The organism is Nocardia sp. NPDC004278 (assembly GCF_053602975.1).
The window spans coordinates 1-20149 of sequence record NZ_JBSGEQ010000045.1; the positions used below are offsets into that span (position 1 = coordinate 1).

Here is a 20149-nt window from a genome sequence, read left to right on the forward strand (position 1 = left end):
TGCGACTGACCCTGATCAACATCGCCCCCCAGCAGTACCGGCTGCTGTTGAGCATGCACCACATCCTGATCGACGGCTGGTCCACACCACTACTGATCCGAGAACTGCTGATCCTCTACGCCACCGACAGCGACACCGCAGCCCTACCCCCGGTACGTCCCTACCGCGACTACCTGACGTGGCTGAACAGCCAGAACCAGGACGCAACGGAGACCGCATGGACACAGGCACTCGAGGGTGTCACCGAGCCGACCCTGCTGGCCCCCGCGGACCGCGGCCGCCGACCCACCGCTGCAGCGGACGAAGTGCGCGTGCAGCTCGACGCGGACCGCACCGCGGCCCTGGTGACGGTGGCCCACCACCAAGAGACCACCCTCAACACCATCGTCCAGGCGGCGTGGGCACTCGTGCTCGCCAATGCGACCGCCCGCGACGACGTGGTCTTCGGTACCACCGTCTCCGGGCGCCCGCCACAGCTTCCCGGCATCGAATCGATGATCGGACTGTTCGTCAACACCGTGCCCGTCCGGGTCCGGCTCGACCACCGCGAAACCCTCGCCGAACTGCTGCGGCGGATCCAAACCGAACAGGCTGCGCTGCTCGACCATCAGCACCTCGGACTCGCCCGGATCCAACAGGTGAGCGGTCCCGGCGCGATGTTCGACACCGTGACCGTCTTCGAGTCCTACCCGGTCGACTCGACCGGACTGTCCGAAGACACCGACATCGCCGGAATGCACGTCCGCGACGTCCGGGGACGAGACGCCGCACACTATCCGCTCGGCCTGATCGCTCACCACGACACCCAGCTACACCTGACCTTCGAATACCTGCCCGAACTGTTCACTCGACAGCAGATCGACGCCTTTGCCGACCGGGTGCTGCGGGTGCTCGACACCATCGCCACGCATATCGACCTCCCGCTCACCGAACTGCAACTGCTCTCGCCGGTCGAGCAGGCCACGCTGGTGCCCGTCCGCGGTCGGCCCGGCACGGTGCCTGCGCCGTTGCCGCAGGTGTTATGGGACGCGGCCACGACGACGCCCGGCACGGAAGCGCTGGTCTGCGACGACGTGCGGCTGTCGTACCGCGAACTCGATGAAACTTCCAACCGGTGGGCACAGATATTCATTGATATGGGGATAGGTCCGGAAGTGATCGTTGCTGTGGCGCTGCCGCGCTGCATCGACGCGATGATCGCCGTATGGGCGGTCGCCAAGACCGGCGGCGCGTTCGTCCAGGTCGACCCCACCCATCCGCGCGACCGGGTCACACGCCTCCTCACCGATTCCGGTGCCGCCGTCGGGCTGACCCTCGATACCTACCGAGACCGGTTGCCGGAAGCGCTGGAATGGCTCGCCCTCGACGATCCCGGCTTTCTCGCGAAGACGGCGGCGGCCGCCCCGACAGCGATCGATGACGCCGAACGCACAACCCCACTGCGGCCGGAGCATCCGGCCTACCTGATCTACACCTCCGGCTCCACCGGGACCCCCAAGGGAGTCGTGGTCACCCATACCGGGATAGCGAACCTGGCCGCCGAGACACGGGAGCGGTACGGCCTCACCCCGGCTTCGCGGATGCTGGCCGTCGCCTCGCCGACCTTCGACGTCTCGATCCTCGAATGGCTCAGCGCGACCGCCGCTGGCGCCACCCTGGTCCTCGCACCCGCATCGGTGGCCGCCGGCACCGAACTGGCCGAGTTGATCAATGCCGAACACGTCACCCATGCCGCCATCACGCCCACCGTGCTCGCATCACTGCACCCCGACACCGTCGACACCCTCGAAACCCTGATCCTCGGCGGCGAGACCTGCCCGCCCGACCTCGCCGCGCAATGGACGTCGGGCCGCACCGTGCTCAACAGCTACGGGGCCACCGAAACGACCGTCGTCAGCTGCGGCGATGCTCCTTTGACCACGAGCACGGGCGGCCCGATGACGATCGGCGGGCCGGTGCTCGGATTCACCGCCGTCGTACTCGACCGCAGACTGCGCCCCGTCCCAGCCGGAGTGGTCGGCGAACTGTACGTCTCCGGACCAGGTCTCGCCCGCGGTTACCACCGGCAACCCGCGACCACCGCAGCCCGATTCATTCTCGCCCCCTACGGGCCGCCCGGGACACGCATGTATCGAACCGGCGACCTCGTCGCCTGGAAAACCGATCGAACACTGCGATTCTCCGGTCGCAGTGACCTGCAGCTCAAGATCAACGGCCACCGCATCGAACCCGGCGACATCGAAGCCGCGCTGCGCGACCACCCCGATACCGACCAAGCCGCCGTCACGATCCACACCCGCCCCAATGGCAGCGATCAACTCGTCGGCTACGTCGTGCCCGCTCCCGGCATCACGCCCGACACCGCGGCACTGACCGCCCACCTCACAACGCGACTGCCCACGCACATGATCCCGACCGCCATCCTCACCGTCGACCGGATACCCCTTACCCCCACCGGCAAAGTGGATTACAAAGCCCTACCCACACCACAGTGGCGACCTGCCCGGTTCCGTCCGCCGTCGACCGCACTCGAGGCCACCGTCTGCGACGCCTTCGCCCAAACCCTCGACATCGAGCGAGTCGGCCTCGACGACGGCTTCTTCACCCTCGGCGGCAACTCGCTCGCCGCGGCCACGCTGGTGGCGCGGCTGACCGAGTCGACCGGTGTCAACGTGCCCGTTCAGTGGATCTTCACCGATCCGACACCCGAGTCGCTGGCCCACCGCATCGACACCGGCCGCTATGGGCTCGACGAGCAGGACGTCGGCGAAGCGCTGTCCGTCATTCTCCCCCTGCGCGCCGCCGGAACCGAACCACCGCTGTTCTGCGTCCACCCCGCCATCGGATTGGCTTGGGGTTTCAGCGGACTCGTACAGCACATCGATCCCGGCCGCCCGGTGTACGGGCTGCAATCCCCGGCATTCAGCGATGCCACCGCGGAATTCGCGACGCTCGACGAACTCGCCGCCCGCTACGTCCGAGAGATCCGCGCCATCCAGCCGCACGGCCCGTACCACCTGCTCGGCTACTCGCTCGGCGGCACCATCGCGCACGCCATCGCCGTCCGACTCCGCCGCGACGGCGAGTCCGTCGCCACCCTGGCCATGATGGACACTCGCGTCGTCACGGCCAGCACCGTCCGCGCACCAACTCCTACCATCGGGAAGCTGCTCGCCGAGTTCGCTGGCTTCGAGGGGCCACCGGGCCCGGCCGATCTCACCGCCGCTGCCGCGGCGGAGCTGCTGCACCGGCAAGGCGGACTATTCACCGCAGTGACCCCCGAGCATCTCGTGCTCCTGCACGAGGACTACACCCGGCTCGTCGATCTCACCCGGCATCATCGGCCGACGCGGTTCGACGGTGACCTGATCTACTTCAGCGCCGCCCATACAGACGACGGGGCCTCCCCGGCCCTCGCATGGAACGACCTCATCACCGGCCGGATCACCGAACACCACATTTCGGTCCGGCACGAGCGGATGATCGAACCCGATTCGCTGCGCGCGATCGGATTCGTCCTCACCGAGCACTTCCGCTCAGCCAACACCACCCCACAGGAGTCCCAACCCTTACAAGGACAAGCCGATCATGAACACCTGCCGAATCGTCGGGTCTCGCTCCGGCGTTGAGCCAGTCAACCTGTTCGCTCCCGATCCAGCGACTCCTATCGCCGCGCATCCCCGTGCAGCCGAATTACGTAGGTGGACCCGCGAATACCTGTGTCAGCCGCATCCGGATCTCGGCCGAACCGGCCCGGTCTGTCCCTACACCAGCCGCGCCATCACGAACCGCTTCCTGTGGGCCGCATTCATCGAAGGTCGTTCCATCAACGCCGGGGTGCTGACCGCGGTCGTCGACGATCTGTACGACCTGTTCCCCGCCCTGCCGCCCCGGGAGGAGCCGGATTCGAAGCTCAAGGCTGTCCTGGTGGTCTTCCCGGACCTCACCGAATACGAAGATATCGACACGGTTCAAATCGAACAGAAGTCTCGGTTCGTCGAAAAGGGCCTGATGCTCGGTCAGTTCTATCCGGGGTGCACCGCCCCGGGACTGCACAACCCGGACTTCCCCGCACTCGACGCACCACTGCCCATGCTCGCCGTCCGCTACATGGCCCCCACCGACTTCCCATTCCTCAACACCCGCCACGAATGGATGGACTCCTACCTCAAACTCTTCGCCCCCACGATCCCCAAATTCATCACCAGCACCATGTCCGACAGACTCGTAGAGACAATCGGGGACGCGGACGAAACTCACTGAGATTGCGTCCGGGACAAACCAACCCAGCCGTCAACCGGCGCCGACCAGATGGGTCCGGTCGAGCGCGAACTCGGACACCGCCTTGATCGGCGCGGCCGTCCGGGCACCACGTGCCCGAAACTCCTGCGGCGGACAGCCTTTCCAGCGCCGGAACGCGCGAATGAACGATGCCGCCTCCGCGTAACCGAGCCGCGCCGCCACCTGTTCGGTGGTCATATCGGTGTGGTGCAACAGCTCCTCCGACATCATCTCCCGAACCTCGTCGAGCAGATGGCGGAAGGACGTGCCCTCGTGCCGCAGCCGTCGCGACAGTGTCCGCGGACTCATGAAAAGCTCAGCGGCAACTGCAATTTGATCCGGAATCTCGCCCGGATTGCGGACCAGCCGATCGCGCACCGACCCCGCGACACCGGTGCGGGCGCGGCGCGCGCTGAGCAGATCGCGGCAGAGCTGTTCGCATATGCCGCGCGCCCATTCATTGGCCTGCGGCAGCGCGTCATCGAGATGGGCACTGTCAAAGGCCAATTCATTGGCCTTTGCGCCGAAGACCGGCTCGACGCCGAACATGTTGCGGTAACGCGTCGTATCCGCCGGAGCGGGGTGCCGGAAGCTGACCCGGGAGGCGGGTACCCCCGCGGTGAACAGTTCCCGGCCGATGGTGTGGATGCCGGTGATGACGCGCTCGGTCAGGAACGGGCGCACATCCTCCGGAATCTCGGAGTCGTCGAAGATCAGCCGCGATTCGGTCGCCCCCTCCGCGAAGATCAGGTGGCCGAAAACGAGGGCGAGGTCGATATAGCGCAGCGACACCTCGATCACCTCGCGCACCGTGTGGCTGCTCAGCAGCGCCAGACCCCACGGCCCGTACAGCGAGATGTGGTAGCGACCCCCCGCCTCGACTCCCAAACCGGACTCATCGCCGAATCGCGCCAGCAGATTTCGCACGACGCGCACCTCTTGGCGCGCGGTCACCTCGGCACTGGGATCGGTCACCGCCGCGGGCACCAGTGCGGTGCCCTTCAGGCAGACCTCCGGCGGCATTCCGCGCTCCTGCGCCAATTGCATCAGCACATGCACGCTGGACGTACTACGCAGCAGATCCCAATCGAACACCGAACTGCATCCTCGTCGAAGCTGGTCTTGCTATTGGCGGAACATATCAATCATTGCTTCCGTATCGCAGGAAAATCGGGAATCCGGTATAGCCCACTACGACGCGGAAATCGAGGCGCCCACCACGATCGACCTCATCGAATACCGGTCGCGCAATGCCGCGAAATTCCTCCTCGACGAACACCGGGCGCCACACAGTCCGCCCGGCCGGACCGAGCGTCTGGTCAAGATATCGAGCGGGCGACGCGGAATCCGACATCATCGATCCGATAGGTCGGATGGCTGCGTCGCCGCACCGAGGCCCGGCAGCTCCACTTCTCATCGGACCATCCACCCCCGCGCAACACCCGATACGAGCCGTACACCTCGGCGTCATAGATATCCCAGCACCAGTCCCAGACATTGCCGAGCATGTCGTACAGCCCCCACGCATTGGGCAGTTTGCCGCCCACCTCGTGACTGTGCTCCTCGGAATTGCCTCGGTACCAAGCGATCTCATCGATATCGCCATATCGCGGTCCGGAAGTACCGGCACGGCAGGCATACTCCCATTCGGCCTCGGTCGGCAGCCGATACCCGTTCGCGGCGGCGTCCCATTCGACCTCGTCACCGTGCACGCGGTACGCGGGCGTCAAACCCGCACACGTGGACAGACCATTGCAGAACCCGATCGCATCGAACCACGAGACGCCCTCGACCGGCCGCCGATCACCGCGACCGCTGCTCGGCCGCGCATCGGTGACCTGTGCATACTGCGACTGCGTCACCGAAAACGCCGCCATCTCGCACCCCGCGACCTCGACCGGCCAACTCCGCTGAGTCCGCCGATCCGACAGTGTCACCCGCCCCGCCGGGAGCGCGACCATCTCGATTTCCGCATGCACAGGTAGGCGATCCTAGTCGCCCGGCGACGAAACCCGCACCGAACTCGTCCACCGCCTGAACGGCTGAGCGCGGAATCGCTTTCACTCTTTCGTATGCCACTCCCGGATCGCAGCGACAATCTCGTCAGCGGCGTCTTCCTGGATGAAGTGGCCGGCACCGTCGAGGAGAACCGTCCGATGGTCGGCGAACAACTCCTCCCAATGACGGCGTTCGGGGTCGCGGAAGGCGACATCCTTGGTACCCCACACGATCAGTGCGGGTCGGTCTCGGACCAGATCGAGGCCGCGCTCGACATCGGCCAGAAACTTTCGGCTGGACAGGATTTCGCGCGGGAACACATGGATGGGTTCGCGCGATTCCGGTGTCGGGAAGGGACCGCGGTAGGCGTCCAGCACCGCCTTGTCCAGCTTCTTGCGGCGCACGCCGGCGGGGATGATCCGCTCGACGAAGAAGTTGCGCTGCCGGATGAGCCAACCGCCGACCGGGCCGCCCAGCAGACGCGAGAAGGCCTGCGTCGTCACATCGGATTTCGGCCAGGCCCAGGTGTTTCCGATGACGAAGGAGGTGAAGCGATCCGGATGCCGACCGGCCACGGCGAATCCGATCGGGCCGCCCCAGTCCTGCACCATGAGTGTCGCCTCGCGTAGGTCGAGCCGGGTGACCAGTTCCGCGACGACCTGCGCATGCTCGGCGGGTGTGAAGCGGTAGCCGGGCGCCGCCCGGGACAGCCCGAAGCCGGGATAGTCCACCGCGACGCATCGGAACAGGTCACGCAGGCCAGCGATGATGTCGCGGTAGAGGAACGACCAGGTCGGATTCCCATGCAGCAGGAGCAGCGGCGGTCCGCTGCCTTCGTCGACGTAATGCACGCGCGAGCCGTCGATCTCGGCGAAATGACTCGGATACGGATACAGACTTTCCGGTATCCAGTCCGGTCGAGCCGGTGTGCCGCCTTCTTCGGTCACGCTGCCTCCGATCGCACCTTGGTCATCGAGCAAGTCTGGACGACGACGAACACAATGAGGAGCACATCAGGAGTAACTATTTGATAGCCGAAGCCCCGACCACGGAGTCGTCGCCGCCACAATGTGGCGACTGTGCCCCGCGCCTGCGGTGCGATCATCGCCCCGATTGGGCCGCCGCCGCGCGGCTGTCGAGCTGTGCCAGCGACAGCAGATGGCGCGGCGGGGTGTCGAGGACCGTGCTCGAGTGGACGCGCAGGCCGTCGTCGACGTGCAGCAGCTCGCCCGGTTCCAGCGCCCGCCAGCCCGGATCCTCGTCTGTGCGCTCGCTGGCCACCACGACCGCCGGATATTCGATCAGGTGTCCACTGCGCGCGCGGATCCCGGTGCGTCCGGCGTGGTCCAGATGCCGACCGCCGTGTGGTCCGCCCGCCGCGCGTTCGAGGACGAAAAGGTCATGTGTGTCGGGATACCGGAGTGCCCATAGGCTGGTCGCCGTCGTAAGCACCAAGTTGAGCGCGTAGACCGGCAGCCGGTCCGCGATCCACTGGACCGCATCGGTAATACCCGCCGTGATGTTGCCGCCGTGTCGATCGGTGCGCTGGGTGAGGAGGGCGAAGAACCGTTCGGAGTCCGTATCGCCGTGCACCAGACCGAGGTACGCACCGAGTTCGGCGTCCAGTTCGTCGAGGCCTTGCAGCACACCGTTGTGCGCGAACAGGCGGCCGTGCTGTTCGAACGGGTGGGTGTTGCGAGGTTGCATGCCACCGGTGGTGGCATAGCGAATGTGTGCAACGAACGTCGTCGATTCTCGTTCCCGCGCCTCCCTGGCGAATTGGACATCCTCGTATGCGGCGATCGGCTGCTTCTCCACCACCGCATCCCCATCGGCGTCGAAGGTGCCCAGACCCACGCCATCGGGCTCACGTCTGCTCTGTATCGACAGACTGTCCGGGGCATCGAGCAACCAGAACGTAGCCCGCACCCGGTGCGGTGCGGCCGACAAACCGAACAAGCGACACATGGCACTCCTGCCCGGGGCGTTGTCCGTAGCTGATGAGTTGCCTGCGATCCTAGTCCGCAATCCCCCACGCTGGCCCATCCGCCACCGAATCGGCCGGTGTTCGGCCAGCGCGGATACCAGCGGGTCGGAGAGATCGGTTCCCGCATGTCGCCCACTGTCGACACCGCGAGGGTCGATATCCGGGACATGGGCGAAACAGCCTTCGCGGAGTCAGTCCAGCAGCCGCCGCAGCAGGGGCAGCGACGCCGCCAACCGTTTGCGCTCGGCGGCGGTGAGTCGGTCGTCGATGATTTCGGCGAGGTGTTCGTGGCCGGCCAGGCGGCGTTCGGTGAGAAGTGCGCGGCCGTCCTCGGTGAGGATCAACACTTTGCGGCGCAGATCTTCGCTGTCGACAGTGCGGCTGACCAGGCCGCGGTCGACGAGTGCGGCGACCGTAGCGGCGACCGATTGGTGGCGGAGCTTATCGGCGCGGGCCAAGTCACTAACTGTCGCGGGCCCCTCACGATCGAGGCGTTTAAGTACCGACACCTGCGACAGCGACAGCTCGCGCCCCGGAGAGGCCGAGCGCATGATCCGGACCAAGGCGCCGACTATCGACTGAAGTTCTTCAGCGATCGTCTCGTAGTCGCTTGTCTCACCGCTCACAGTTCACTAAAGTACAGTAAAACTGCGCAGGCTAGCTGTATATCTGCGTTCGCATATCGAGCACCGAGGATGACACCGAATGACCCCGGGGACATGGTAGCGAGCCGGTTCGCACCGCCGCCGTGCGGTTCGGCGCACGATCGCAAGCTCTGAAATCGACTGTCTACCAAGGAGATCACAATGTCCATTGTCGGCAAGCTACTCGCGAACCGGCGCGCCGGTGACCAGGGCCTGGCCTGGCATCGCCCGAATCTGGCCGGGGCCGACACCTTTCAGATGACCAGTCCGGACTTCGACCACGAATCACCCCTGGGCACTATCCATGCCGGAAAACGCGTCGGCGGCCAGGATCGCTCTCCGGCGCTGACGTGGTCACCGCCGCCCGCGCAGACAGCTCAGCTGCTGCTGGTCATCGAGGATCCCGATGCACCGACGAAGACGCCGTTCGTGCATGCGGTCGCCCTGCTGGACCCCACAGTCGACGGCATACCGCAGGGCGCACTCGCCGCCGACGATCCCGTGCCGGGTGTGCGGGTCCTGCGTTCGGGGTGGGGCCGTGGCTACCTCGGTCCGGCACCGATCAAGGGACACGGCGCGCATCGCTATGTCTTCCAACTCTTCGCCCTGACCGAGCCCATCACCGCAGCGGGCGGAAAACCGGTGGAGTCGGCGAAACCACATGCCATCCTGGATACCGGACGGTCACTCGGTCGAGCCCGCATCGACGCCTTCTATGAACGTCACTGACAGAGCAGCGGCGGAGACCGGCTGAGTGCGTAAACGGCTGGGCGCGTGCATGTTCGGGCGGCCAACCTATTTCGCCCGGGTGTTCTCCGCCATGCCGCACAGCCATCGGCCGCGGACCTTCTCGAAGGATGACATCCACATCGTCGGCAACCTGATTCGCAATCCCGCCGCCTATCGCACGGCGCGAGTTACCCCTGGCCGCAACGAGTCTCCGTCGTACGGGAGACGATCCCGATAACGCCGGTTATGCCTCGCGCAGGAACAGATAGTCGAACAGCGTCAGAATTCGGCCGATGTCGAACTGTTCGGGATCGTCGAGTACCAGCCGGGCCGCGGTCTGGATGGCGCCCTGCACAACCTGGGTCAGTACCTCGGCATCCACGTCATCGGCATCGGGCTGTTCCGCCAGCCACCGGCCGACCGCCCGCCCGAGCGGCGTGCGCAATTCGTCGCGCGATTTGGCTACCCGCTCCCGGAGCACCGGCGGGACCCCATCGATGGGGAAGTACACCAGCCGCCAGGTATCGGGTATCGAACGCACCTCGGTGAGGAAGCGTGCGAGCATCGCGGGCAGCTCTTCTGTTGTGGCAGCCCCCGAATCGGTTGTCGTGGCATCACCGGCGACGGAACGTTCGACGGCGGCGGCCATTCGGGCGGTCTCGCGTTCGATGAGTTCCTCGAGCAGTTCGTCGCGGCTGCCGAAGGAGTCGTAGACGACCGGCCTGGTCACGCCGCCGCGCTCGGCGACGGCGGCGATGCTGACGCTGGTGAATCCCGCCTCGGCCACAATGCCCAGTGCCGCGTCGAGCAGTTGCTCGCGCCGGTCGGCGGGCTGGAGTCGTTTGGCATATTTGCGCTTGGCGGGCTGGGGTCCACCTGCCGTGTCGGCTGCCGTCTTCTTTTGGGGCGCTGCTTGTTTCGCGTTCGCCATTGCTACGTCTCCCGGGCCTCGACGGCGGCGACAGCCCGGCGCGCCACCCAGCGCAGCGTTTTCGCCACGGCCTCGTGACGCTCGACACCACCGTCGGCGAGCACGATCCTGGCTCCGGTTTCACTTGCGCTGATCACCGCGTGGCTCAATAACTCACTGTCGATATCTTTTTCGCTCAGCGCGCCCATTACCGCGATCATGGCCTGACTGCGCTCCCGAATCGCATTGCGGGTGCGATCGACCCGCTCGCGCACCTCCTGGGGCAGACCATCACCGGGCATCAGCACGAACCGCCAGGTTTCCGGCGCGGCGACCACTAGGTCGAGATAGATATCAACGCCGTCGACCGCGATATTCGATGCCATCGCGGCCAGGTCGACACCTTCCGGAATCACCGGGGTCGCGGCGGCCGCCATATCTTGTACCCGTTGGTCCTCACGATCGAGCAGTGCCTCGAAGAGTTCGTCCCGATCACCGAATTCGGCATACAGCGCGGGTCGGGTAATGCCCGCCGCCCGGGCGATGGCGTGCATACTCACGCTCGCATAGCCCTCGCGAACAATGAGATCGCGGGCCGCGTCGAGAATGTCGTCACGTCGTGTTGACATGTGCTCCTCCCCACGTCGGCTGACGGATACCTGTTTCAGATTGCTTCCGGCTGGGCCAGTGTACGCATTGCCATCGCGCCTGCCGTAGACATCATTACTCCCGCCGCACACCATCGGGGATTCTCCGGCCGCGCCTCAGCTGGGAATCAGCCGAATCCTGCACCGGCACACCGAATGTCAATCGAAATTGACCCTGTTGTTTTCCCTGCTGGGCAATGTTAGCGTTTGCCCCGGCAGCCGATGGTGTCGATCACACCGGGGGCGGTTGGTGACCGCGTTCACAGCCACTCGCGATCACCACGGCGGCGGCTGTCGAACCTGTCAAGACTCTGAGGTGTCACGTCAACGGGCAGTGTGGCCTGGCACTTGACGTGGCCTTGTGGGGGAAATATGGGAGGAACGATCGATGGACTCCGACGCGCCGAATGCGGCACCGACGGCAACGCAGATCGCGCGGAAGAATCTCACCGATACCACGCAATCGAGTCTGCGCACCTTCGGCCGGGTGGTCGATCTCGGTCTCGAATCGGCGCGCGGCACTGTCTCCGATATCGTCGCGGGTAAGTTCCAATGGCACGAAATGCTGCGCCAGGCTTGGTATTTGGTGACGGTCACCGCATTTCCCGCGGTGCTGATGGCGGTGCCGTTCGGAGTGGTCGTTTCGGTGCAGGTGGGCAATCTGATCCATCAGCTCGGCGCGGATTCGCTGATCGGCGCGGCCGGCGGCCTCGGCGTTATCCAGCAGGGCGCGCCGATCGCGACGGGCCTGCTGCTCGGCGGCGCCGGCGCGTCGGCGATCGCCGCCGACCTGGGCGCACGCACGGTCCGCGAGGAGATAGACGCGCTGCGCACCATGGGCATCAGCCCGGTTCATCGGCTGGTGATTCCGCGGGTGACCGCGATGATGCTGGTCGCGCCGCTGCTCAATGTGCTGATCATCTTCGTCGGCATCGTCGCGGGCTATGCGGTGGCGATCGGCGCGCAGAATGTCACGCCCGGTAGCTACTGGGCCACCTTCGGCTCCTTCACCGTGCTCACCGATGTCTGGATTTCGATGATCAAGGCGGTGCTGTTCGGATTCATTGTGGTGATCGTGGCCTGCCAGCGGGGGCTGGAGGCCAGGGGCGGGCCGCGCGGCGTCGCCGACGGCGTCAATGCGGCGGTCGTGCTGTCGGTGGCATCGATAATCGTGGTGAATCTGGTGATCACCCAGGTCGTCGCGATGTTCCTACCGTTGCGGGTGGCCTGATGGTTCGAGCATCGCGTAACGATTCCATGAGGGGTGGCGGTCAGGTCGCGAGCGGGCCAGCTACTCCCTATGTGCCCAAGGGATTTCGCTGGGCCCATCGCCTCCTCGACCGCGCCCGGGTGCTAGCGCCGCTGGAGAACGTGGGTTTCGCAATCGGATTCGTATTCCAGGCGCTGGCCGCCATTCCATTGACCCTCAGGCGCTATCGCGGCGAGACCATGCGCACCATTACCGATATGACCTGGGGCCGCGGCTCGGTCATTGTCGGCGGCGGCACGGTGCCGATGTTGATCGTGCTCGGCATCGCCATGGGCGCTGGCGTCGGCATCCAAGGCTTCACCACCCTCGACCTGATCGGGCTCGGCCCGGTCACCGGCGTGGTGTCCGCCTTCGCCAATACCCGCGAACTCGCCCCCATCGCCGCCGCGGTCGGATTCGCTGCACAGGCGGGCTGCCGGATGACCGCCGAAATCGGCTCCATGCGCATCTCCGAGGAGATCGACGCCATCGAATCCCTTGGCCTGCGGTCGATTCCATTCGTAGTGAGCACCCGGGTCATCGCCGGCGCGATCGCGATCGTGCCCACCTTCCTCATTGCGCTGATCCTGAGCTATCTCGCCTGCGATACGGTGGTCGTGCTGCTGCACGGCCAGGCGGGCGGGGTATACGAGCACTACTTCTTCCAGTTCACCAGCGGCTACGACGTGTTCGCCGCGGTGATCAAGATCCTGGTGTTCGGCGTCGCGGTCATCCTGATCCATTGCTATTACGGGTTCTTCGCCTCCGGCGGACCCGAGGGCGTCGGCATCGCATCGGGTCGTGCGGTGCGCGCCAGCTTCGTCGCGATCATCGCGCTGGATATGGTGTCGACCCTGCTGCTGTGGGGCGTCAACTCCTCGATCGAATTCCCGGGGTAAGCGAGATATGCCCAATTACGGATTGCCCGGCGTCAGCATGGGCAGGCGCGGCTCGCGCGCCCGGGGTGCGGCAGCATTGGTCGTCGCCGTCGCAGTCACCTTGGCGTGGACCGGATATCAGCATCGCCCGGACGGTGAGCGCATGCGGGTGCAATTGCGCACCGAACAGATCGGCGAGGGCATTATCGAGGGCACCTCGGTGCGTCTGGACGGCGTCGATATCGGCACGATCACCGATATCGCCAGCATCGGCGGGGGCCGCCAGCTCATCACCCTCGACCTGGACAAGGCCCAGACCTCCGGGCTCACCGAGGATCTCGGCGTCGCCTACGTACCGGAGAACCTCTTCGGCATCAGCGCCGTCACCCTCGAACGCGTCGATGCCGGCGCACCGCTGCGCGCCGGGTCGGTGGTCGATCTCGCGGGCGCGAACGCCAACCGGGTCGCCGACGCCACCATGGGACGGCTGCTGCGTGCCCTCACCGAGACATCGACCGAGGTGTTCACACCCCAATTCGCCGAGGTGCTGCGTACTTTCAGCGGTGATCTGCAGGCGTTCACCCCGATGCTGGAGGCCGTCATCATGCTGAGCCGGACGGTCGCCGAAACCCAGCGCTACCCGTCGTCGTTCCTGATCGACCAGTACGCCTCGTTCTACGGCGGATTGGGCACGTTCACCTCCGCGACCTTCAAACTGCTCGCGACGGTGCTCGATATCGAGGTTCTGCAGCACGACCGATCCAAGTACGACGCGTCCGTCACCATGGTCACCGACCAGGCCTTTCCGGCCATCGGCAGCATCGGCGACATTGCCCGCCAACACTTCTCCGGCTACATCGAGACGTTCGCACCCTTGGTCGCCGCCATCGCCGCGACCGTCCCGAACCCGGGACAGTCCCATGCCGAGCTGACCGAACTGATCCAGCGGCTCGATCGGATCTTCGCCGACACCCCGGACGGACCGACGGTCAATGCCGCCATCACCCTGCGCGGCGTTCCCGGCATCGCGGTGCCGCTGCTCGGGCAGCAGGGATTCGCCATGTTGGGAGGCGCGTGATGAAACCGACCTCGACCCTCGCGGTGGCCTGGAAGCTCGGACTGTTCGCGGCAGCGATGATCGCACTGCTGGCGGTGATCGCGGCGGCCATTGTCCGGCCGGTTGGCGGCGATACCACCACCTACCGTGCCGAATTCACCGATGCCAACGGTTTGAAGATCGGTGACGACGTGCGCATGTTCGGTGTCGCGGTCGGCAAGGTCGCCGATATCTCCCTCGAAAATGGCCGTGCCGCAGTCGAATTGACCGTGCAGCGAGACCGGCCGATCTACGACGCCAGCGTGCTGGCCATCCGGTACCAGTCGCTGACCGGTCAGCGCTATATCGATATTCGCCAACCCGAACATCCGACCTCGAAACAGGCGCAGGGCGTCACCATCGGCGCGGACCGCACCATACCGTCCTTCGATATCACCCAGCTCTTCAACGGACTGCAGCCCGTATTGCAGGAGTTCTCCCCCGGCGCGCTCAACCAGTTCACCGAGAGCGTGCTCGCGGTCATCGAGGGCAACGGTTCCGGGGTCGGGCCCGCACTCGATGCGATCGGACGGCTCAGCGCGTATGTGTCGGATCGGCAGGCCGTACTCGCGACGATCGTCGGCAATCTGGAGTCGATTTCCAACCAGATCGGCGGTCGCTCACCGCATTTGGTGACTCTGCTGCGCGGTCTGTCGGATGTGTTCACCGCATTCCAGCAGAAGCTCGACGGCCTGATCGACTTCGCCAATGTCGCCCCGTCCGCGCTGGGCCCGCTCAACAGTCTGTTGGTCACCCTCGGTTTCACCGAAGCCGCGAACCCGAATCTGGAAAACGATCTGCGCCTGCTGTTCCCGGATCCGGCCACGGCCTTGGACCTGCTCGGCAAACTCCCCGGCTTGCTGCAATCGCTGTCCACCCTGGTGCCCTCGGGCCGCACGGGGGTTCAGATCGACCTCACGTGCTCGAAGGGCCGGGCCCAGGTGCCGTCCATGGTGTCGGTACTGATTGCCGGGCAAAGGATTTCGATATGCAACAACTGAAGCACGGACACGACCGGCACGAGGCCAGCAAACAGCGCCGCGAACTGCGCCTCGGCCTGCTCGGGGCGCTGCTGCTCATTCTCGCGCTCGGCGCGACCGCGGTGATCTACGTGCTGCCGATCGGCAAGGCCACCTACACCGCCTATCTGCCCGAGGCACAGTCGATTCGCGTCGGCAATCAGGTGCGGGTCGCCGGGATCACCGTTGGCGCGGTGACTTCGCTGGAACTGCAGCCGGATCGGGTGCAGATGAGCTTCACGGTGGACCGTGATGTCTTCGTCGGCGATGCCACCACCCTGGAAATCCGAATGCTCACCATTGTCGGCGGCCACTATGTGGCCATGACCCCGGCCGGGCAGAAACCATTGGGCAGGAATGCGATTGCGCCCGATCGGGTGAAGCTGCCCTACAGTCTGGTGCGCACCCTGCAGGATGCCGCCAAACCGGTCGCCGAGGTCGACGCCGCGACGCTGCGCGAAAATCTGACCGCCCTGCAGACCTCATTGGATCAGAGCCCGGATGGCCTGCGCCACATGGGAAATGCCATGCAGACCTTGGTGACCATCCTCAACCGGCAGAACGCCGAGGTGTCGCGATCGCTGACCGTCACCGACGAATTCCTCACCGCCATCAACGGAAACCGTTCGCTGCTCGGCCAATTCGTCCGCGAGATCGGTCTGCTCGAGGTGCAGGGCCTGGACAAGAAGGCCGAGATCACCGAGGCGCTGACGATCGCCGCCGAACTCCTGTCCAGGATCGCGGCGCTCGAACCATCCTGGCGCGAGCAACTGCAGCCGATGGTCGACAAGCTGATGGAGGCGCTGCCCGCACTGCGCGAACTGGCCGGAAAGCTCGGCGAATCGCTCGACACGCTGCGTGGTGTGCAGGAGAGGTTGCAGGCGGCGGTGAATCCGCAGGACGGCATCGTCATCGATCAGTCGGCGGATACGATCACCACCTGCATCCCGGTCCCGGGAAGGGGGTGCTGAGGCCGTGAAACGACTGCTCGGTTCACAGGGATTCGTCACCATTGTCGGCGGGATCGTCATCGCCGTCGTGGCGGTGGCGGGCTATCTGGTGGCATTCCGACCCCTGGACAAGACGCTCGGCTACTGCGCGATCATGCCCGATGCCGTCGGCCTCTATGCCGGCAACCACGTCACCATGCTCGGCATGCCGGTCGGCACTGTCACCTCGGTCGAGCCCCAGGGTGATGGTGTGCGCGTCGATTTCGAGGTGAACGCCGACCATCCGCTGCAAGGGCAGGTCAGCGCGACCACCGTCGCCGACACTCTCGTGGCCGACCGCGACCTCGCGGTGCTGGGCGAGCCGGGCGGCCCCACATGGAACCGCGACACCTGCATCACCCAGACCTTCACTCCCAAGAGCATCACCGAATCGCTATCGGCCTTCTCGCGCCTGGCCAGTGAACTCAACGCCCACGGCGCACCGGGCGAACAGACGCGCATTCGCGATAGTGTCGCGGCCTTCCAAAGGGCCACCGCCGGAACCGGACCCGCGATCAATGCCCTGATCAAGGACCTCGGTACCGCGCTACGCGCCCCCGATGCCGCCATCGGGCATATCGGCGCGCTGATCGACGCGATCGGTCAGATCTCGACCAGCATCTCGACCAACTGGGACGACATCAAGACCACGCTGGTCAATGCCGGAGCGGGTATCGCCTTCGTCAACGAGATCTGGCAGAAGGTGGTGCAATTGGTCGATTCGCTGCTCATCGACCTGCCGATGCTCAATGACATCTCGCGCAGGTACGGCCGCGAAATACTGCGCGGACTCGACGACCTCGCACCCTATCTGCACCTGCTGAGCGCCAATGTCGGCACGCTGCACCAGATCATCGATATGATTCCGGCGCTCGTCGGCGCCTTCCAACAGGCCATCGACCCGCAGAGCGGACAGCTGAAACTCACCTACGCACCGCCGAAAGTTGCACTGCCCCAACAGAATGCCGATCAGATCTGTGCTGCCGTGAATGCGGTGACGCCCGGTCGATGCCGCAGTGCAGTGGACGGACTCACCGCTGTCGACCTGGCCACACTCGTCTTCGGAGCGGTAGGTGCCCGATGAGGAATACTACCCTCGTGCGACGGACGCGAACCGGGTTCGCGGCCGCACTGACAGCCGTAATACTGCTCGGCGGTTGCGCTTTCGATCCCTCCTCGGTGCCGGTGCCAGGGGCATCCGTGGCCGGTCCGACCTATCAGGTGCGGATCGAATTCGCGAACGCGCTGAACCTGCCGGAACAGGCCAAGGTGGTGGCAAATGGCGCACAGATCGGCAGGCTGCACAGCCTCACGGTGGTCGACCCGTCGGCACAGCAGGCGGGTCGCATCGACGCCGTCGTCGATATCTCCACCTCGGTGAAATTGCCGACCACCACCACCGCGCAGCTGCGCCAGAACACCGTCCTCGGCGATATCTACATCGGACTTACCACTCCCCCGGCGGATTTCGCCAGCACCATTGCACCGGGCGGCGCCATCCCCCTGCAGCAGACCCGGCCCGCACTGCAGATCGAGGATCTGATGGCGGGCATGTCCACCTTTATCGGCGGCGGCGCGCTGCACAGCATGCAGGAGATCATCAACCGGACCAATGCGGTGCTGCCCGCGCAGTCGATCGAAACGGCGCGGATCTTCCAGACACTGGGCCATGACGCCCAGGATGTCGCCGACAATCTGGACTCGGTCGGGCGCCTGCTCGACGCGATCCAACAGGACCTCGGCGCGGTGCTGGACAATCGGGCAGAGCTGGATGCCCTGCTCTCCGAACGTGGTGCGCGCGATATTCCGGCATTCGCGAATTCGCTGGTATTCACTCTCGGTATCGTCGGCGCACTCGGTGTCATCGGGCACGCGACCGCTTGGCTCGGCCCCCTGCTGCAGGCCGGTGACGCCGCAGCCAAGGCCTTCGTACCCATGCTATTGGCGGCCAACCCACTCGACCTGTCCGCACCGTCCAATCTGAATCGTCTGGTGGCGCTGTTGCGCGACAAGGTCATACCGTTCGTGGAGCGAGGACCGAAAGTGAATCTGACCCGCATCGGCGTCGAGGGCGCGCCCGTTTCCACCGACGACCAGGTCGATCGCATTATCGCGAGCCTGCGGATGATCGGCGCGGTGCGATGAAACCCGGTCGTATCAAACCCGGTTCGGTCATCTCTCTGGCCGCCATCGCCGCGATCCTGATCATCGGCAGCAGCTATCTGAGTTTCGGCGTGGTCAAGGTCGGCTGGCTGAAGAACTACACCGACGCGACCATGGTGCTCACCGACTCCGGTGGCCTACTACCCCGGTCGAAGGTGCTGCTGTCCGGCATCGAGGTCGGGCGGGTGATCTCGGTATCGCACACCGGAAGTAGGGTCGCCGTGCGGTTCCGTATCGACGACAAATACCGCATTCCGACTTCGAGCGTCGCGCGGATCGAGAGTCTGTCCGGACTCGGCGAGGCATATGTGGACTTCCGTCCACGCGGCGGTGCCGCGGGCCCTTATCTGCACGACGGGCAGACGGTGGACGCCGACAAGATCGTCATGCCGATCTCCATCCCCGAGGTGGCGCAGACCGCAACGCGCATCCTGAACCAGCTCGATCCGCAGGCGATGGGCGCCATTGTCGAAACCTTCGGCCAGGGGCTGGCCGGAACCGAATCGGTCATTCCGCAGCTGTCCCGGTCCACGGATCTGCTCGCGGCGACGCTGCTGGCCCGCTCGGATGTCATCCGCGACATGCTGATCGCATTCCAGGCCAAAGCCTCCGATATGTCGTGGTCCGGACCGGCCCTGCACGATGCGGCCGATCCATGGGCCGCATTCGGGCCCCGGGTGAGCGAGGTGGCCGCATCGATCGCCAGGGTGATCCGCAAGGGCGATGTGCCCGCCGACTATCTCACCGATTCCGCCGAAACCGTCGGCCTCGTCCCGTTCCTGCGCCGACTGGCCACCGAGATCGACCGGATCGGACCGGATCTGGCAGCCATGATCCCGCTCCTGCAGCCCTTGGCGGCGCTCACCACAAATGCCGTGCGCCCCTTGGATATCGGCGGCCTCATTACCCAGGCACTCGGCGCGACCAGCCCCGACGGCACGCTGAATTTCCAGATCACCGTCAAATAGCCATCTTCCGGAGCAGCAATGACAGTCGATACGACCGAGACCGAGGCGCCCAGCGACGCGGTTGCGGCACAACACCGTTCGATCTCGATACCGATCGCCACCGTCGCCTGGGGCGTGGCATTGGCCGCGATGACCATCCTCGCCGTCACGCTCGCTGGATTCCTGATCGCCGCCCGCGGCGACCTCGCCGACCGGGATGCCGTCGCCGCCGACCATGCGCACGCCGAGCAGGTCGCCACGGACTACGCCGTCGGCGCCTCGACGGTCAACTACGCCGAATTCGCCTCGTGGGTGGGCAGACTCAAACAGAACACCGCGCCGACCCTGGCGAACAAATTCGACGCCACCGCACCGAAACTCGAGGAACTGCTCACCCCGCTGAAGTGGACCTCGACCGCGAATCCGATCACCGCCAAGGTCGTCTCCGATAGCGCTGGCATCTACCAGGTCGACGTATTCGTCAATGTCAGCTCCACCAATGCCCAGAATCCCGACGGCGCGCAGACCACCGTCACCTATACCGTCACTGTCGACCGCAACTCGGACTGGAAGATCACCGATGTCGGCGGCGGCCTGCCCATGAAGTAGTCC

At 65.4% G+C, this 20149-nt stretch carries 19 protein-coding genes; 12 read left to right on the forward strand and 7 right to left on the reverse strand.

The annotated features are described in order from the left end of the window. Both ACWEO2_RS38755 and ACWEO2_RS38760 read left to right on the forward strand, forming a co-directional pair. Positions 1-3629: non-ribosomal peptide synthetase (locus ACWEO2_RS38755; protein ID WP_452409913.1), on the forward strand; the 3629-nt coding region annotated here is incomplete at its 5' end. Then, complete coding sequence (locus ACWEO2_RS38760) at positions 3589-4263, forward strand: DUF6875 domain-containing protein (protein WP_452409914.1); 675 nt, start codon at positions 3589-3591, stop codon at positions 4261-4263. The genes ACWEO2_RS38755 and ACWEO2_RS38760, both read left to right, overlap by 41 nt. 30 nt (positions 4264-4293) lie before the next feature. Here the strand turns inward: ACWEO2_RS38760 and ACWEO2_RS38765 are convergent, their stop codons facing one another. The 5 genes from ACWEO2_RS38765 to ACWEO2_RS38785 form a co-directional block, all read right to left on the reverse strand. Continuing rightward, positions 4294-5376 carry an AraC family transcriptional regulator gene (locus ACWEO2_RS38765; protein WP_452409915.1) on the reverse strand — a complete coding sequence of 361 codons (1083 nt, stop codon included), beginning with the start codon at positions 5374-5376 and terminating at the stop codon, positions 4294-4296. Positions 5377-5600: 224 nt separating this feature from the next. Next, on the reverse strand, positions 5601-6242 hold the full coding sequence (locus ACWEO2_RS38770) for a formylglycine-generating enzyme family protein (protein ID WP_452409956.1): 642 nt from the start codon (positions 6240-6242) through the stop codon (positions 5601-5603). Positions 6243-6341: 99 nt separating this feature from the next. Further along, positions 6342-7226 carry an alpha/beta fold hydrolase gene (locus tag ACWEO2_RS38775; RefSeq protein WP_452409916.1) on the reverse strand — a complete coding sequence of 295 codons (885 nt, stop codon included), beginning with the start codon at positions 7224-7226 and terminating at the stop codon, positions 6342-6344. 154 nt (positions 7227-7380) lie between these two features. Beyond that, positions 7381-8247, reverse strand: coding sequence for a class II glutamine amidotransferase (locus tag ACWEO2_RS38780; RefSeq protein WP_452409917.1), 867 nt, complete (start codon positions 8245-8247; stop codon positions 7381-7383). A gap of 210 nt (positions 8248-8457) precedes the next feature. Continuing rightward, positions 8458-8892: a MarR family winged helix-turn-helix transcriptional regulator gene (locus tag ACWEO2_RS38785; RefSeq protein ID WP_452409918.1), complete on the reverse strand. Its 435-nt coding sequence runs from the start codon at positions 8890-8892 to the stop codon at positions 8458-8460. A 180-nt stretch (positions 8893-9072) separates the two neighbouring features. On the opposite strand from ACWEO2_RS38785, the gene ACWEO2_RS38790 reads away from it, so the two are divergent. Continuing rightward, the gene (locus ACWEO2_RS38790; protein WP_452409919.1) at positions 9073-9639 is read left to right on the forward strand and encodes a YbhB/YbcL family Raf kinase inhibitor-like protein; all 567 of its coding nucleotides are present in this window, start codon (positions 9073-9075) and stop codon (positions 9637-9639) included. Positions 9640-9883: 244 nt separating this feature from the next. On the opposite strand, the gene ACWEO2_RS38795 is transcribed toward ACWEO2_RS38790, so the two are convergent. Together ACWEO2_RS38795 and ACWEO2_RS38800 are read right to left on the reverse strand one after the other, a co-directional pair. Beyond that, positions 9884-10570 carry a TetR/AcrR family transcriptional regulator gene (locus tag ACWEO2_RS38795; RefSeq protein ID WP_452409920.1) on the reverse strand — a complete coding sequence of 229 codons (687 nt, stop codon included), beginning with the start codon at positions 10568-10570 and terminating at the stop codon, positions 9884-9886. Between the two features lie 2 nt (positions 10571-10572). Beyond that, the gene (locus ACWEO2_RS38800) at positions 10573-11178 is read right to left on the reverse strand and encodes a TetR/AcrR family transcriptional regulator (protein WP_355189756.1); all 606 of its coding nucleotides are present in this window, start codon (positions 11176-11178) and stop codon (positions 10573-10575) included. Positions 11179-11584: 406 nt separating this feature from the next. Between ACWEO2_RS38800 and ACWEO2_RS38805 the strand changes: the two genes are divergently transcribed. From ACWEO2_RS38805 to ACWEO2_RS38845, 9 genes are read left to right on the forward strand one after another with little or no spacing between them, the layout of a single operon-like run. Continuing rightward, positions 11585-12427: an MlaE family ABC transporter permease gene (locus tag ACWEO2_RS38805; protein WP_452409921.1), complete on the forward strand. Its 843-nt coding sequence runs from the start codon at positions 11585-11587 to the stop codon at positions 12425-12427. A gap of 26 nt (positions 12428-12453) precedes the next feature. Next, the gene (locus ACWEO2_RS38810) at positions 12454-13344 is read left to right on the forward strand and encodes an MlaE family ABC transporter permease (RefSeq protein ID WP_452409922.1); all 891 of its coding nucleotides are present in this window, start codon (positions 12454-12456) and stop codon (positions 13342-13344) included. Positions 13345-13351: 7 nt separating this feature from the next. Next, positions 13352-14401 carry an MlaD family protein gene (locus ACWEO2_RS38815; protein ID WP_452409923.1) on the forward strand — a complete coding sequence of 350 codons (1050 nt, stop codon included), beginning with the start codon at positions 13352-13354 and terminating at the stop codon, positions 14399-14401. Continuing rightward, entirely contained in the window at positions 14401-15420 is a 1020-nt protein-coding gene (locus tag ACWEO2_RS38820) for an MlaD family protein (RefSeq protein ID WP_452409924.1), read from the forward strand. The genes ACWEO2_RS38815 and ACWEO2_RS38820 overlap by 1 nt, the downstream gene beginning before the upstream one ends. Next, a complete protein-coding gene (locus ACWEO2_RS38825) occupies positions 15408-16409 on the forward strand; it encodes an MlaD family protein (protein ID WP_452409925.1) in 1002 nt (333 codons plus the stop codon). Before ACWEO2_RS38820 ends, ACWEO2_RS38825 begins: the two co-directional genes overlap by 13 nt. 4 nt (positions 16410-16413) lie before the next feature. Beyond that, positions 16414-17511 carry an MlaD family protein gene (locus ACWEO2_RS38830; RefSeq protein WP_452409926.1) on the forward strand — a complete coding sequence of 366 codons (1098 nt, stop codon included), beginning with the start codon at positions 16414-16416 and terminating at the stop codon, positions 17509-17511. Between the two features lie 14 nt (positions 17512-17525). After that, positions 17526-18572 carry an MlaD family protein gene (locus tag ACWEO2_RS38835; RefSeq protein ID WP_452409927.1) on the forward strand — a complete coding sequence of 349 codons (1047 nt, stop codon included), beginning with the start codon at positions 17526-17528 and terminating at the stop codon, positions 18570-18572. Next, positions 18569-19558: an MlaD family protein gene (locus ACWEO2_RS38840; protein WP_452409928.1), complete on the forward strand. Its 990-nt coding sequence runs from the start codon at positions 18569-18571 to the stop codon at positions 19556-19558. The genes ACWEO2_RS38835 and ACWEO2_RS38840 overlap by 4 nt, the downstream gene beginning before the upstream one ends. A gap of 18 nt (positions 19559-19576) precedes the next feature. Continuing rightward, positions 19577-20146, forward strand: a complete 570-nt coding sequence (locus tag ACWEO2_RS38845; protein WP_452409929.1) for a hypothetical protein — start codon at positions 19577-19579, stop codon at positions 20144-20146. Positions 20147-20149 lie beyond the last annotated feature (3 nt).

Excerpts from the sequence above, each read along its gene's own strand:
- ACWEO2_RS38770 (WP_452409956.1), bottom strand. The coding sequence starts at position 6,242 with ATGGTCGCGCTCCCGGCGGGGCGGGTGACACTGTCGGATCGGCGGACT.
- ACWEO2_RS38800 (WP_355189756.1), bottom strand. The coding sequence starts at position 11,178 with ATGTCAACACGACGTGACGACATTCTCGACGCGGCCCGCGATCTCATT.
- ACWEO2_RS38805 (WP_452409921.1), top strand. The coding sequence starts at position 11,585 with ATGGACTCCGACGCGCCGAATGCGGCACCGACGGCAACGCAGATCGCG.
- ACWEO2_RS38760 (WP_452409914.1), top strand. The coding sequence starts at position 3,589 with ATGAACACCTGCCGAATCGTCGGGTCTCGCTCCGGCGTTGAGCCAGTC.
- ACWEO2_RS38845 (WP_452409929.1), top strand. The coding sequence starts at position 19,577 with ATGACAGTCGATACGACCGAGACCGAGGCGCCCAGCGACGCGGTTGCG.
- ACWEO2_RS38780 (WP_452409917.1), bottom strand. The coding sequence starts at position 8,247 with ATGTGTCGCTTGTTCGGTTTGTCGGCCGCACCGCACCGGGTGCGGGCT.
- ACWEO2_RS38795 (WP_452409920.1), bottom strand. The coding sequence starts at position 10,570 with ATGGCGAACGCGAAACAAGCAGCGCCCCAAAAGAAGACGGCAGCCGAC.
- ACWEO2_RS38820 (WP_452409924.1), top strand. The coding sequence starts at position 14,401 with ATGAAACCGACCTCGACCCTCGCGGTGGCCTGGAAGCTCGGACTGTTC.
- ACWEO2_RS38810 (WP_452409922.1), top strand. The coding sequence starts at position 12,454 with ATGAGGGGTGGCGGTCAGGTCGCGAGCGGGCCAGCTACTCCCTATGTG.
- ACWEO2_RS38790 (WP_452409919.1), top strand. The coding sequence starts at position 9,073 with ATGTCCATTGTCGGCAAGCTACTCGCGAACCGGCGCGCCGGTGACCAG.
- ACWEO2_RS38825 (WP_452409925.1), top strand. The coding sequence starts at position 15,408 with ATGCAACAACTGAAGCACGGACACGACCGGCACGAGGCCAGCAAACAG.
- ACWEO2_RS38840 (WP_452409928.1), top strand. The coding sequence starts at position 18,569 with ATGAAACCCGGTCGTATCAAACCCGGTTCGGTCATCTCTCTGGCCGCC.
- ACWEO2_RS38815 (WP_452409923.1), top strand. The coding sequence starts at position 13,352 with ATGCCCAATTACGGATTGCCCGGCGTCAGCATGGGCAGGCGCGGCTCG.